The following is a 13,989-nucleotide window of genomic DNA, read 5'->3' as shown; positions in this document are numbered from 1 at the left end:
CACATGATGTCGCGATCCATTCATGGCGGTTGCGATGATGACAGGAGCAGGAGCAAGGCGGGTTGATCATGCGGATGCGGAAGGTGCAGATGAAACGGCATTCTTGCCATCGCGTCGATTGCCGGTTTGGCTGATCCTTGCTGGCAACGCGGTGATGATCGCTTCGTTCTGGTTGATCGGGGCGGGCGGGATGATGGCAAAGCTGATTTTGTTACTGTTCTGGCTTCTGGTTTTGCTCGGATTTCTAAGCGGAGTGCGATTTTCTCCGGCTATTCTGGTCGGGGGATTGGTACTTGGTGCGCTGATCACACTCATCCTGCTTGGGGATGGGATTGGGTCCGAGAAAATCCGCCTGATTGGCAATCTGGTGATGGTGCCTGTTGGCTTGGCCTGCGGCTTTGTGATCGGGCGCGATTGCCTGCGCATATTGATGCCCGCGATGGGACTTTATCTGATCCTGTCGAGTTCGTTCTATCTGACCCATGAAGGGGCGCGGCTTAATCATGCCTTTCTGTTTCTGGGGTTCTTTGCGCTTTGTTCTGTTTGTAACCGGCCTTGGGGGCGGTGGATGACGATGATTGCGGTCATCCCCGTTTTGATCAGTCAAACCCGGATTGCGGTATTGGCGATGCTGATCAATGGTTTCGGGATGTTGCGGCTCTCGCGGATCTCTGCATGGCTTGTGATGGTCATCGTTGGCGGAATGATTGCTTGGGCAAGTTGGCAGTATCTGCCCCGGCTTTTAATGATCCATGACAGCGGGCGTTTGGCATTCTGGCAGATGTTTTTCGATATCTGGCAAGGCGGATCGGAGACACAGCGCTGGCTTGGTTTCGGGGCTGGTTCGGTTGAAGGCATCCTGTCCCAATCGGCATCCTTTGCGTCGTTTGGCGCCCTTCACAACGATCATTTCCGCATCCTTTTCGAACTTGGGTTTGTCGGGGCCGTTTTGTGGCTGGCAGGGTGGGGCGTACTGGTTTGGATGGTACGCGGAACGTGGTTGTCTGTCTGTATCCTTGCCTCGGTCTTTGTAACGATGGTCACGGATAACAGCCTTAATTACGGGCATTACCTGATGGCCTGTGCGATGGCGGCGGGGATTGCAGCCCGTGAAGGTAGGCCGCGTGGATAGGGCCGAGTTAATCGAAATTCGGGACCGGGTGTTGGCCCGGATGGCGGCAGACGGTTTTGCCGGGGCCGACCCGTTTGACGGGCTTGAAAGCCGGTTGTTTAAGGCATCAGGCTTGGGCCGGTTTCGGTTATGTCGTCTTGTGTGGTTGCAAGCAATCAAGCGCGGGCCGAATGCCTTGCGCCATTTTGCAGTTATTCCGCCAATGGTTAATCCCAAAACGCTGGCCTTGTTAAGCGGTGCCGCAGGGGGCGTCAGACTGGGCGATTTTTCCGCCCGGTTGCTTGAGATGCAAAACTCTGACGGTGGTTGGGGATATCCGTTTGAATGGCAGGCGCGCGCCTTTCACGCCAAACGACATCAAAGCAATGCAATTGTCACAAGCTTTGTCGTCGATGGCTTGATGGCGGGTGGGATGATGCCGGATCACCCCGCGGTGATAAGGGCTGGGGACTTCATCGAACATGATCTGTGGCGGGATGGCTATTTTACCTATTTCGCCCATGACGATACCGAAATTCATAATGCCAGCCTGTGGGCGGCTTTTGCCCTCAGCCGTATAAAGCAGGGGAATGGCAAGTCCGAACATGCAGTGCGCCGGATCGTTGACGCGCAAGGACGTGACGGCAGTTGGGTTTACGGTACACGCGGGCATCACGGCTATGTCGACGGGTTTCACACCGGCTATATCCTTGATCTGTTGGATCGGTTTCGGGCATCCGGGACAGACGGGCTTGACGACGCGATTACCCGGGGATGGGTGTTTTACCGGAAGGCCTGTTTTGATGATGCGGGCATTCCCCGAAACATGGCAGGTAAGGACGGATATCTTGATGCCCATGCGGTGGCGCAGGCAATGGCAAGCCTGTGCCGGTTCGGTGATCTAGACGGGGCGATCCATGTAGCGGGTTGGGCGGTCCAGACCCTTTTTGATCCGAAATGCGCTGTCTTTTTTGCCGGGATCGGGCAGTTGGGACGGGATCGACATGTTTATATGCGCTGGACACAAGCCTGGATGGTCTGGGGGCTTTCAATCGTGATAGAAGCAACGAAGCCCACACAGCAAGAACGACCGATGCACGAGTTTGATCCAACCGCACCGCTTTCATTTGCCCATCCCGATCCGGCGCGACCGGAAAAGGAGGCCGCTTTGCGTGCCATGCCCGAAGATGTCTTTCGCGTCCTTTATGCACTCACGCGGGCCGAAGCCACGCGGATGAAGGTATCAGGCGATATGGAGGCGCTTTATGGCCTGACCCGCGGGATGAAGACGTTGCAACGGATTGGTGGGGAACGCGGGATCATTTTGGCGGCCCGCCCCTTGGTGCAAACGCGCTAGATTGCCGGACTTGCCGAAATGCCGGAAGTACGAAATAACCGGCGCACAAAGATTGCTTATTTGAAAGACCGGAATGTCAAACGCCTATCCAGCCCTTCCCATTGATACCGTTCTGCCCGATCTGTGCGCGGCGCTGGAAACCGGGACCAATGCGGTTTTGCAAGCCCCGCCGGGCGCGGGTAAGACGACCAAGGTGCCCTTGGCGTTGCTCGATGGTGGATGGCTGGGCGATCAGAAGATCATCATGCTGGAACCCCGAAGGCTTGCCGCCCGTGCGGCTGCGCGCCGTATGGCGCAGATTTTGGGAGAAGGGATTGGCGAGCGGGTTGGCTATCGCGTCCGGTTCGATAGCAAGGTATCGGCCAAGACCAAAATCGAGGTCGTGACCGAAGGCATTCTGGTTCGGATGATCCAGGATGACCCGGAGCTTTCAGGCATTGGCGCGATCCTGTTTGACGAATTTCATGAACGATCCCTTGATGCCGATCTTGGATTGGCGCTGGCACTGGAAACCCAGGGGGCGTTGCGTGATGATCTGCGCATTCTTGTGATGTCGGCAACCCTTGATGGTGGGCCGATTGCATCCCTTATGGGCGACTGCCCGGTGATCACGTCCGAAGGTCGTGCCTTCCCGGTCGAAACCCGGTATTTCCCGCCCAAGCCCGATAAATGGGGCAATATCCGCATTGACGGAGAAATGACTGCCGCGATCAAAACCGCCCTTCGCGAGGAAAGCGGATCGATCCTTGCCTTCCTGCCCGGTCAGGGGGAAATCACCAGGGTTGAGGCAGCCCTTAAAGAAGGGATTGGCAGCGATATCATCATCGCCCCGCTTTATGGTGCGATGGATGCCAAGGCGCAGGATATTGCGATCCAGCCCGCAGGTGATGGCAAGCGCAAGGTGGTTCTGGCAACCGCGATTGCCGAAACGTCGCTGACCATTGATGGCATTCGTGTTGTGGTCGATAGCGGATTGCAACGCCTGCCGCGCTTTGATCCGGCATCGGGCATGACCCGCCTGATCACCGTGAAATCATCACAGGCAAGTGCCGAACAACGCCGTGGCCGTGCCGGACGTCTGGAACCGGGTATCTGTTATCGCCTGTGGGCGGAAAATGAACAACGTGCCCGTGCGCCCTTTACCGCGCCGGAAATTGCCGAGGCCGATCTGGCACCCCTGACGTTGGAGCTGGCGCGCTGGGGTGTCACCGATCCCAAAAGCCTGCCGTGGCTGGATGTGCCCGAAGCCGCCAAAATTGATCAGGCGCGCGGTATTCTGCGCGGGCTTGAGGCGATTGATCATGATAACCGCATTACCGCCATGGGAACGGCGATGGCGGGGATCCCGGTTCATCCCAGATTGGCGCATATGATGTTGCGCGGGGCAGTATTGGGGCTTGATCAGGTTGGCTGTGCCTTGGCCGCCCTTCTTTCGGATCGGGATTTTATGCGCGGGCGCGGGGCGGATTTACGATTGCGGATTGACGCCATCCTGCGCGGCCATGCACCCAAAATGATCAGCGAGGCCGCCAAGCAGCTTGCGCGCAGACTTGGCGACGTCATGCGTCAGGCCAACCTTCCAAAAGGCAAGGACACAAAGGTTGATCGAACAGATGAGGTCGGGTTGCTTTTGGCCTTTGCCTATCCTGACCGGATTGGCGAACGGCGCAAGGGGGCTGATGCGCGTTATCGTCTGTCGGGTGGGCGCGGCGGCGTTTTGCCCAATGAAGACAGTCTTGCGAACGAGGCCTATATCGCCGTTGCCGAACTGGACGGGCAGGCACGTGAAGCCCGGATTTACCTTGCCGCCCCGGTGGCGCGCGTAACCCTTGAAACCCATTTCACCGATCAGATTTCCGAAGGCACAGAGGTCTTCTGGGATACGCAATCAGATGCGGTTCAGGCCCGCTGGCAACGCCGGATCGGTGCATTGGTGCTGGATGAAAAAGCCACCCATGACGAAGCCGATCCCGATGCCATTGCATCGGCGATGATCGAGGGCATTCGCAAGATCGGCCTGCATTGCCTGCCGTGGGACAAGACATCGGAAGGTTTGCGCGAACGGTTATCCTTCCTGCATCGGGTCGATGGGGATCATTGGCCCGATATGTCTGATGACGGATTGCTGGGATCGCTTGAAGACTGGATCGCACCCTATTTGACCGGGATTACCAAACGCGGGCAACTTAAACAGATCAATCTGTCCGAGGCATTATTGGCCGGGATCGACTGGAACCAGCGTCAGGAACTTGATCGCCTTGCACCGACCCATTGGGAAGTGCCGACCGGATCAAATATCCGCATTGATTATAGCGGTGAAAAGCCGGCCTTGCCGGTGCGGATGCAGGAAATGTTTGGCGCGACCGAAACGCCAAAGGTTGCCGGTGGCAAGGTTGCCGTGACATTGCATCTTCTGTCCCCGGCCCAGCGCCCGATCCAGGTCACAAGTGATCTGGTGGGCTTCTGGAACGGGTCTTATGCGCAGGTCAAAGCCGAGATGAAGGGACGTTATCCCAAACATTACTGGCCCGATGACCCGCTTCAGGCGGAACCCACACGACGGGTTAAAAGCCGGATGTAGGTTCCTGCCCGAAATCAGAGATGGCGGGAAATCCAGTCCGCAGCCTTAAGCATACGGGCATCATCGCCAAAGCGGCCAATCACCTGCAAGCCGACCGGCATATTGTTGGGGCCAGACAAGCCGGGAATGTTGATGCAGGGCACGCCAGAGAATGTCCAGATACGGTTAAACACCGGATCACCCGTGGCGTTAAGGCCAACCGGGGCCTCGCCCGGGGCACTCGGACAGATCAGGATATCGCAATCCACCATGGCATCGGAAAGTGCTGTGCGGCTTTGCTTGGCCTGATCCAGTGCCTTGTCATAATCAGATGTCAAAACCTTCATCCCGGCATCAAACCGTTCGCGGAACTTTGCGCTGACCTGATCGGGGTGGTTCGAGACGTCATAAAGGCCGGTGAAGCTGACTTCATAATCCATCGCAATGCCATGCGCATTGGCAAGCGTTTCAAAGATGTCGGGTAGTGCGAAGCTGGAAACTTTCGCACCGGCTTTACCAAGCCGGATTGCGGCATCTTCGATAAGCGACTGTGTCGATGCCTCGGCCGCATCCCATTGCGGTGTCTGGCAAAAACCGATGGTGGGGACGAAATTATCACTATCCTTGTGAATGTCGAGTTCGGGGCGACGTCCAAGGATAGAGGCAAGGAAACCGGCATCCTTCACCGTGCGGGTCATAACCCCGAGGTGATCCATCGATGGCGCGAGGGGACGGATGCCGGTTAGCGGCAAGAAGCCGTAACTGGGTTTATAGCCAACAACCCCGCAATAGGATGCGGGACGAATGATCGAACCGGCGGTCTGGGTGCCCAAGGCGGCCGGAACATGATAATCGGCAACTGCGGCGGCCGAGCCACTGGATGACCCGCCTGGTGTACGGCCAAGGTCATTGGGGTTGGCCGTTTTGCCCGGCTGGAAATAAGCGAATTCCGTCGAAACGGTTTTGCCAAGAACAATCCCGCCCGCATTGCGAATGGTCGCAACGCAGGTTGCATCCTGTGCCGGTTGATGGCCTTCATAGATCGATGATCCATAGCCGGTGGGCATATCGACGGTATCAATCAGGTCTTTGATCCCGATGGGAAGGCCCGAAAGCGGGCCGGTCACAGGATTGCCTGCTCGTGCCTTGGCGCTGTCGGTATTGATATGCATCCATGCGCCAACATCGCCATCACGTTCGGCAATGCGGTCAAGGCAGGATGCCAAAAGCGTTTCTGGCGTCAATTGACCGTCGGAAATCGCACTGGCCGCATGCAGAAGCGACAATCTGTTTGGCTGTGACATCATTGATTGTTCCAGTTTTCGGCCAGTGTCCGGTAAATGCCAACCGCCTCTTCGATCCTCGAGACATAGCAAAACTCGTCGGTTTGATGGGCCATGGCGGCTTCGCCCGGGCCAAGAATGACTGTTGGGGCAAAGTCATAGGCACGGGTGAAAATCGACGCATCGGTGAAATAGGCCGCGGTCTTGTTGACAATCGGATCGTCATGAAGCGGTGCAACCACCTCGAACACCGACTGCATCCACGGATGTTCCGGCGATGTCCAAACAGGTTCAAGATTGACCGTCGGGGTCAAGGTCACCTCGTCCCCCAGATAGGAGGCGAGCTGTTCCAGAATGACGGCGTTATCCTGACCGGGGATGGTGCGCACATCGATGCCAATTTCGGCCCGGTTGGGTACGGAATTGACGTTAATGCCACCATCAACCGTCCCGACATTCAAGGTTGCAGGTCCCATGACCGGATGGCGGGCAACATTGAAGTCATAGTCTTCAAGTTTGGTGATCGCGCGTGATGCCTTGTAGATGGCATTAACGCCAAGCTCGGGCATCGAACCATGCGCGGTAACGCCATCGGTCGTGGCTTTCATCCAAAGAGCACCCTTGTGCCCGACATAGGGATAATTCGATGTCGGTTCGGCAACGACAATTGCACCGGCCTTGCCAATTACATCGCCAAGGCCCGCGATAAAGGCCGCACCTTCGCACCCGGTTTCCTCGCCCGCGGTAATCAAAAGAACCACACCGGGACCCTTTGCCAGATCAGATGCAATTTCGATCACGGCGGCGACAAATGCGGCGACGCCCGATTTCATGTCGCTTGATCCGCGACCATAAAGCTTGCCGTCCGCGATATCGGCACCAAACGGTGCCATCGACCATTCGGTATGCCCCAGCGGGACGGTATCAAGATGACCTGTAAAGCAGATCGGGGGACAGGTTTCTGACCCGCCGATCCGAGCAATCAGGTTGGTTCTGCCCGGTGCGAAGTCATGATAGGAAATGTCAAAACCGTTTTCCGCCAGAAGTTTGCCGACATATTCGACGCAATCCTTTTCGGGATTGACCGGATTGACGGTTTCAAACCGGATCAGTTGACGGGTCAGTTCGACCGCATCAATTTTGGTGTTGGGCACGTTATATCCCCTGTGTTCTTGGAATTGTCAGAAGCGCGTTTTGGCGATCAGCCGAAATAGGCCTCGTGGACTTCTTTGTTTTCGGACAGTTCCTGTGCCGTTCCTTCGGCGACGACCCTCCCCTGCGACATCACATAGCCGTAATGGGCAATGGCCAGCGTCTGATGGACGTTCTGTTCGACAAGGAACACGGTGATGCCCTGATCGTTGATCCGCTTGATGATGTTGAAGTTTTCTTTGACAAACAGCGGCGACAAACCAAGGGACGGTTCATCAATCAACAGGACCTTGGGGGCCGCCATCAGGCCGCGCCCGATGGACACCATTGCCTGTTCACCACCCGACATCGTGCCGGCCAACTGATTACGGCGTTCCTTAAGGCGCGGGAAAATCTCGAACACCTGATCCATGCGATCACGCAGGACGGTTTCGGTATTTTCCTGATAGCCGCCAAGACGCAGGTTATCGACCACCGTCATTTTCGGGAACACCTTGCGGCCTTCGGGAATGCAGGCGATGCCCGCCGAGATGATCTTGTGGGTCGGAAGCCCGACAAGACTTTGCCCGTCAATCTGGATGTCACCGGAACGCGGTGGCGTCAGGCCAAGAATGGCACGAATGATGGTTGATTTACCCGCACCGTTTGATCCCAGCAGGCAGGTGATTTTACCTGCTGGAACCTTAAGCGATACGCCTTCAAGAACGTCGGCGGAATCATAGGCCGCATAGATGTCTTTGACTTCAAGTGAACTTGCCATGACCATGGTTATTCTCCCCCCAGATAGGCTTCCTGGACAAGCTTGTCCGAGGCGACGTCACGATAGGCGCCTTCACAAATTTTCTGTCCGAAGTTCAGGACAATGCATTTGTCTGTCACACGTTCGATCATGCCCATTTCATGTTCGACCAGAATGATCGAAAGACCGTCGATCATTTCGCGGACTTCAAGGATATCATCCATCAATTCGCGGGTTTCTTCGTGGGTCATGCCCGCGGACGGTTCATCAAGCAGCAACAGGCGCGGGTGACTGATCAGGGCGCGGCAAATTTCAATGCGGCGACGATCAATCATGCGCAGGCTTCCGACCGGATCGAACATCTTGTCGGCCAGTGCAGGATCAAAAATCTTCAGAAGCTTGCGTGCTTCTTCATGATTTTCCCGGATCTGTTCGCGAAGGGCCTTGCGCTGGAAGATGTTGAACAGCAATCCGTGATTAAGGCGCTTGTGATTGCCGATCATGATGTTGTCAAAGATCGACAATTCAAGGCACAGGCGCGATCGCTGGAATGTGCGGGCAACACCGGCTTCGTAAACTTTCTGGGCGGGCCAGCTTGTGATGTCCTGTCCCAGAAATTCGATGCTGCCGCCATTGGCTTCGTAAATTCCGGTCAAAACGTTGAACGACGTGGTTTTACCCGATCCGTTCGGCCCGATCAGGCCAACGATCTGACCATTGGTAAGTTCCATATCGAACTTGTTAAGCGCAATCACGCCGCCGAAACGTCGGGTCAGTCCGCGAAAGGTCAGTACGGTTTCTTGTTGCTGGGCCATATCAACCTCTCCAGCCTGGAATATATGCGCGCAAACCACGCGGAAGGATGCCCTGCGGACGGAACAACAGGATCAAAATCATCACAACGGCATAGATCAGGAACCGGTATTCCTGAATGACCTGAAGCTTTTCAGGCAGCAGAACGACAAGACCAGCGGCAAGGATCGTGCCCCACAGGCTGCCCATCCCGCCAAGCAAGACGATGGAAACAAGGATCAGGGAGTCCGAGAACGCAAAGTTCGAGGGCGCAATAAAGCCAAGCATCATGGCGTAAAGCGCGCCCGCCGTTCCGGCCAGGAAGTTGCCAAGGGTAAAGGCAACAATTTTCCAGCGTTTGATATCAATGCCAAAGCAGGCAGCCGCAGTTTCATCAAGACGAACCGCATCGAAATTCAACCCGATCCACGACCGTTCAATGCGACGCATCAGAACAAAGGTCAGAATGACCATGATCAGGGCCAGAACCACATAGTTCATATAGAACGAGATTTCGAGGTTTTCGCTGATTTCGATGTTGTTGTTAAAGTCCCAGCCAAACAGGTTCATGCCCGAAACGCCCAGTCCCTGCGGACCGCCAAGCGTGTCGTTGACTTCAAGGAAGGTACGGAACAAAAGCCCGAATGCGATGGTGACAACGGCGGCATAATGGCCGCGTGTGCGCAGAACCGGGATAATCAGGACCGATCCGACGATGGCTGCAATCACGCCGCCCAGCACGATAACCAGAAGCAGCGGCACGGATGTGCCACCAAGCACGGCCGCGGTATAGCAGCCCACACCAAAGAACGCCGCACCGGCAAAGTTGACAACTCCGGTAAAACCGAACTGGATGTTCAGGCCACAACAGGCGATCACATACAAAAGAACGGTTGCGATCATCAGAAGCGGGAAGTGATCTTCGCGGAACCAGAAAACAACGGCAATGGTGGCGGCGATGAAGGCAAAGTTCATCAGCCGTTCATTGCGCGCAAGGCTTTGCGCGATGGATGCGGTGATACCAAGTTTGGCACCGCCCAGAACCAAAGCAGCGGCAAAGACCAGCAGGGCAAAGATTTCGACCTGTTCTTCGATGGCGATGAAGGTGATCGAGAAGGCAGCAATCACAGCGGCCAGAAGAATGATGACAAGTTTGTCTTTTAACGATTGCGTCATCGATCAGACCCTTTCGCTCGTTTTCTCGGCGATCAGGCCGGTCGGACGCCACGCGATGATGGCAATAACAACTGCAAACGCGAAAACGTCTTTGTATGCACTGGCAAAGGGCAGGGCGACGGCACCAAGGGTCTGCAATCCGGCAAACAGGAAGCCACCAAGAATGGCACCGTAAATGTTGCCAAGACCGCCAACGATGGCCGCACTAAAGCCGATCACACCAAGGAGCAGGCCCATGCCAAAGTTGATTTCATTGTAGTAAAGGCCGTTCATGACACCGGCAAAGGCGGCAACAGCCGACCCCAGCGCAAAGGTCAAAAGCACAATCATCTTGAAATTGATGCCCATGCATTTGGCGGTTTCTTCGTCCTGGGCCACAGCACGGATTGCCAGACCAAGACGGGTGCGGTTGATCAGCATATTGACGCCGACAATCACCAGAAGCCCCCCGATCAGAAGGATGACGCTGTCGGAACGCAGGGTGAAGGAACCGAGCGACCATGAATCTGTCGGCAGGAGTGCCGGGAAGTGTTTCGGGTTCGAGCCGTCCGGGTAAAACAGACGGATGGCTTCGCGCAGAACCGTGCCAAGCATCAGCGTGACCAGCAGGGTATTAAGCGGCGGTGCCGATTTCAGCGGCAGCACCAGATAACGCGCAATCACCGCACCCAGAATGGCCATAGAGCCAAGCGAAATCACCAGAACACCGATCAACTGAATGAACGCGTTGTCGATCCCGATTGCGGTCATGCCGAGATAGGTCGAAAAACCGGCAAAGGTCCCGACCATCAAGACATCACCATGAGAGAACTTGATGACATCAAGCACACCGAAAAACAGCGTGAAGCCAACAGCGACAAGGGCATACATCATGCCAAGCATCATGCCGTTAACAACAAACTGACCGAGAAGGCCCACATCCATGGCCAACCTACCTTTTTGTTTTGATTAATTTAAATTGCTTGCGAGAAATGCAATGGACCCCTTCCTGCCCGAAAAAAATCAGGCAGGAAGGGCCGCATCAGACCGGCTTATTTGCCAGCAAGTTTACGGGCACCGGTTGCGTATTCGCTGTCTTCCCAGACCACCCATTTGCCGTCCTGGACGACATATTTGGTGATGGCGGCAACGGTGTTCTGACCGTGATCGTCGAACGAGATTTTGCCAACGATTGAATCATGGTCCTGAATATCGCCAAGGTATTTGGTCAGTTTTTTGCGGTTCGGACCGACTTCCTCGATACCATCAAGGATCAAGCTCATCGCAGCAAAGGCGAACGGGCCATAGGCTTCTTCGTTCTCGGCAAAACCGGCGGCTTTGTATTTCTCGGTGAAGTACTGACCACCCGGAAGTTTGTCGACCGGCGCACCTTCAAGGAAGCTGACAACGCCTTCGGACAGTTCGGTGCCCACGCCTTCGATGAAGGCATCCGATTTGATGCCCGATACGCCCTGGAACTGTGCGGTGATGCCAAGCTTTTCCATCTGCGAACGGACGCGGACGCCAAGCGGAACCAGACCACCGAAATAGATGACATCGGGGTTCAGCTGTTTGGCTTTGGTCAGTTCGGCAGTGAAGTCCTGCTGGTCAGCCGGAACACCGAAATCTGCAAGGACTTCGCCGCCATTCTGGGCGAGGTATTCGGAGAAGTACTTGTTATGGCCTTTGCCGTAATCGGTGGTGTCGTGAATGATGACCCAGGTTTTATAGCCCTGTTCAGCCATGAATTTTGCCGCGACATCGTTCTGGTTGATCATCGTGCCGTTCACACGATGGATTTCCTTGTAGTCGTTGCCATAGGTGACATCGGGAAGAACTGCACCCCAGACCGACATCGGCAGGTTGAATTTGTGATAGATGTCAACCGCACCCATCGCCACGGCTGAGCAATAATGCCCAACAAGGCCGACAATCGATCTGTCAGCGGCAACCTTGGTTGCAACCTGAACGCCAACGTTCGGTTTGCACTCGGAATCCATTGCCACCAGTTCGTATTCGTATTTGGCGTCCGGGTCTGCATTGCGCAACTGAACTGCAAGCTCTGCCGAGTTACGACCGCCAACGCCGATTGCCGATACGCCACCGGTCAGCGGGCCAATGAAGGCAACTTTTACTTTGTCTTTTGCATCGGCGATGCCGGCACCAACCGTCAGTGCCATCGTCAGTGCAATCGCAGAAACGGTCGATTTGCGTAGAATGTTCATCAAGATAAGCCCCCTGTTGGCTTTTTGGAAAACAACTCGTACGGAGCCGAAAACGGACTCCGGAGGTTTCGCCAGCCATATCGATGCGAGATTTATGTTCCTTCCCGAACCTGGGTCATTTGACCCGGCCACCTTGTGTACGGTGGAATTCCGACTTAGCCAGCAGAGGCATACTGACCAAGTCTTTCTTATTGGTCAAGTGACTTGACCAATAAGAAAGTAGTTTTACTGATTGTGACCAAACTAGAAGGTTGGCGGGGTGTTGACCCACAAAACCTTGGTTTCCTTATCAGTCGGATTGCGATAGCCGTGCGGCATCTTTGACGGGAAGAAGAATGAGTCGCCCGGCATCAGATGGTATTCGACACCATCGACATTCAGATCAAGCTCGCCTTCGAGCACATAACCAAGCTCTTCGCCTTCATGGACAATGGTGCCCGAACTGCCGCCACCGGCACGCACAATATGGATCGCACCAAACAGCAAATGGCCAGCGGATGGCGATACCAGGGTTTCAAGGCCAACACCTTCGCCGGGGCGAATGTTGCTGGTATGAAGAACCTGTCGTGTTCCGGCACGCGACACGATGCTGTCGTTGCTTTCGCTAAACAGGTTGCTGATCGAAGTTTCAAGGACCGCAACAATCCGGTGCAACAGCTGAAGCGATGGTTTGACCCTGTCATTTTCCAGTTTAGACAGAAAACCTTCCGAGCATTCTACCTGATCGGCAAGATCGCAAAGTCTCATGCCCTTGATCTTGCGCGCATGGCGCAGTTTCATGCCAATCGAGAATGTAGGATCACCCATTTTTAATTTCCGGTCGTTTTTATGTCGTTCTGGCGCGCCGGGAATGAATTATTTCCGGGAAACGATCTGTTTTAAAATTTGAACTTAATGTCACCAATCATGAGCGCGATTTGGATCATTGCGCAAGGCTTCTGACGAGAAATTGTTTTTTGTCGTCGGTTGTTCCCGCTATCGGATGCGCTTTTTACCTTGCGAAATCAACCGTCTAACTGTGCGGAATTGCCGGTTGCGCACAACTTTTGCAAGAAGCCCCGTTTTGGGGCGTCTGCCATGCGGGTTTGGTAAGCGCGCCCTTGCCTTGAACTAGCCCGGATAGCTGATTTCAAGAACTTCCAGTTCGTCTTCACCCGCCGGGGTGCGGAAGGTGACAACATCGCCAACCGATGCCTTCATCAATGCGCGGGCCACCGGTGAAATCCAGCTGATCATGCCATTAAGGCTGTCGGCCTCGTCCTCGCCGACGATGCGGATGGTTTTTTCTTCGTCCCTTGCATTCACATAGGTCACCGTGGCGCCAAAGAAGATGCGTGAATGATCGGGTTGTTCTTCGGGACGGACCACAACGGCATCTTCGATCCGTTTGCGCAAATAGCGTACGCGACGGTCAATTTCGCGCAGGCGACGCTTGCCGTAAATGTAATCGCCATTCTCCGAACGATCGCCATTGCCGGCCGCCCAATGCACGACGGCAACGATTTCGGGGCGTTCCTTTTTCCAAAGGTGATCAAGTTCGGCGCGCAGCGTCGAAAGGCCTTCTGGCGTGATGTAAATTGGTCTGTCCATCCGCGCGTTTTAGCGCAACTTGACC

General features: G+C 55.2%; 12 protein-coding genes. 3 read left to right on the top strand and 9 right to left on the bottom strand.

Annotation, left to right across the window (positions count from 1 at the left end; genetic code table 11):
- Positions 1-22: 22 nt before the first annotated feature.
- The 3 genes from TH19_RS07595 to hrpB all read left to right on the top strand — a co-directional run bounded on the left by TH19_RS07595 (position 23) and on the right by hrpB (position 5,049).
- A complete protein-coding gene (locus tag TH19_RS07595) occupies positions 23-1,132 on the top strand; it encodes an O-antigen ligase domain-containing protein (protein ID WP_258547865.1) in 1,110 nt (369 codons plus the stop codon).
- Complete coding sequence (locus TH19_RS07590) at positions 1,110-2,468, top strand: prenyltransferase/squalene oxidase repeat-containing protein (protein WP_258547864.1); 1,359 nt, start codon at positions 1,110-1,112, stop codon at positions 2,466-2,468. The genes TH19_RS07595 and TH19_RS07590 overlap by 23 nt, the downstream gene beginning before the upstream one ends.
- 73 nt (positions 2,469-2,541) lie before the next feature.
- Positions 2,542-5,049 (top strand): ATP-dependent helicase HrpB, encoded by a 2,508-nt coding sequence (gene hrpB / locus TH19_RS07585; RefSeq protein WP_114101730.1) that lies wholly within the window; start codon positions 2,542-2,544, stop codon positions 5,047-5,049.
- Positions 5,050-5,063: 14 nt separating this feature from the next.
- On the opposite strand, the gene TH19_RS07580 is transcribed toward hrpB, so the two are convergent.
- The 9 genes from TH19_RS07580 to greB form a co-directional block, all read right to left on the bottom strand.
- Positions 5,064-6,335 (bottom strand): amidase, encoded by a 1,272-nt coding sequence (locus TH19_RS07580; RefSeq protein WP_114101729.1) that lies wholly within the window; start codon positions 6,333-6,335, stop codon positions 5,064-5,066.
- Positions 6,332-7,465 (bottom strand): M20 family metallopeptidase, encoded by a 1,134-nt coding sequence (locus tag TH19_RS07575; protein WP_220151704.1) that lies wholly within the window; start codon positions 7,463-7,465, stop codon positions 6,332-6,334. Before TH19_RS07575 ends, TH19_RS07580 begins: the two co-directional genes overlap by 4 nt.
- A 47-nt stretch (positions 7,466-7,512) precedes the next feature.
- On the bottom strand, positions 7,513-8,229 hold the full coding sequence (locus TH19_RS07570; protein ID WP_258547863.1) for an ABC transporter ATP-binding protein: 717 nt from the start codon (positions 8,227-8,229) through the stop codon (positions 7,513-7,515).
- A gap of 2 nt (positions 8,230-8,231) precedes the next feature.
- A complete protein-coding gene (locus TH19_RS07565) occupies positions 8,232-9,017 on the bottom strand; it encodes an ABC transporter ATP-binding protein (RefSeq protein ID WP_114101728.1) in 786 nt (261 codons plus the stop codon).
- 1 nt (position 9,018) lies between these two features.
- Positions 9,019-10,170 carry a branched-chain amino acid ABC transporter permease gene (locus TH19_RS07560; RefSeq protein WP_114101727.1) on the bottom strand — a complete coding sequence of 384 codons (1,152 nt, stop codon included), beginning with the start codon at positions 10,168-10,170 and terminating at the stop codon, positions 9,019-9,021.
- Positions 10,171-10,173: 3 nt separating this feature from the next.
- On the bottom strand, positions 10,174-11,094 hold the full coding sequence (locus tag TH19_RS07555; protein ID WP_220151703.1) for a branched-chain amino acid ABC transporter permease: 921 nt from the start codon (positions 11,092-11,094) through the stop codon (positions 10,174-10,176).
- 107 nt (positions 11,095-11,201) lie between these two features.
- Positions 11,202-12,374 carry a branched-chain amino acid ABC transporter substrate-binding protein gene (locus TH19_RS07550; RefSeq protein ID WP_220151702.1) on the bottom strand — a complete coding sequence of 391 codons (1,173 nt, stop codon included), beginning with the start codon at positions 12,372-12,374 and terminating at the stop codon, positions 11,202-11,204.
- Positions 12,375-12,617: 243 nt separating this feature from the next.
- Positions 12,618-13,181, bottom strand: a complete 564-nt coding sequence (locus TH19_RS07545) for a cupin domain-containing protein (protein ID WP_220151701.1) — start codon at positions 13,179-13,181, stop codon at positions 12,618-12,620.
- 303 nt (positions 13,182-13,484) lie between these two features.
- Positions 13,485-13,964 (bottom strand): transcription elongation factor GreB, encoded by a 480-nt coding sequence (gene greB / locus TH19_RS07540; RefSeq protein WP_114101725.1) that lies wholly within the window; start codon positions 13,962-13,964, stop codon positions 13,485-13,487.
- Positions 13,965-13,989: the final 25 nt, after the last annotated feature.

Source organism: Thalassospira profundimaris (assembly GCF_003326675.1).
In the GTDB taxonomy this organism is placed as follows: domain Bacteria; phylum Pseudomonadota; class Alphaproteobacteria; order Rhodospirillales; family Thalassospiraceae; genus Thalassospira; species Thalassospira aquimaris.
This window is presented reverse-complemented; position numbering and strand designations above follow the sequence as displayed.

What these genes read in the sequence shown, in the direction of transcription:
- TH19_RS07555 (WP_220151703.1), bottom strand. Translation starts at nt 11,094, where the DNA reads ATGGATGTGGGCCTTCTCGGTCAGTTTGTTGTTAACGGCATGATGCTT.
- TH19_RS07580 (WP_114101729.1), bottom strand. Translation starts at nt 6,335, where the DNA reads ATGATGTCACAGCCAAACAGATTGTCGCTTCTGCATGCGGCCAGTGCG.
- TH19_RS07560 (WP_114101727.1), bottom strand. Translation starts at nt 10,170, where the DNA reads ATGACGCAATCGTTAAAAGACAAACTTGTCATCATTCTTCTGGCCGCT.
- greB (WP_114101725.1), bottom strand. Translation starts at nt 13,964, where the DNA reads ATGGACAGACCAATTTACATCACGCCAGAAGGCCTTTCGACGCTGCGC.
- TH19_RS07550 (WP_220151702.1), bottom strand. Translation starts at nt 12,374, where the DNA reads ATGAACATTCTACGCAAATCGACCGTTTCTGCGATTGCACTGACGATG.
- TH19_RS07545 (WP_220151701.1), bottom strand. Translation starts at nt 13,181, where the DNA reads ATGGGTGATCCTACATTCTCGATTGGCATGAAACTGCGCCATGCGCGC.
- TH19_RS07565 (WP_114101728.1), bottom strand. Translation starts at nt 9,017, where the DNA reads ATGGCCCAGCAACAAGAAACCGTACTGACCTTTCGCGGACTGACCCGA.
- hrpB (WP_114101730.1), top strand. Translation starts at nt 2,542, where the DNA reads ATGTCAAACGCCTATCCAGCCCTTCCCATTGATACCGTTCTGCCCGAT.
- TH19_RS07570 (WP_258547863.1), bottom strand. Translation starts at nt 8,229, where the DNA reads ATGGTCATGGCAAGTTCACTTGAAGTCAAAGACATCTATGCGGCCTAT.
- TH19_RS07595 (WP_258547865.1), top strand. Translation starts at nt 23, where the DNA reads ATGGCGGTTGCGATGATGACAGGAGCAGGAGCAAGGCGGGTTGATCAT.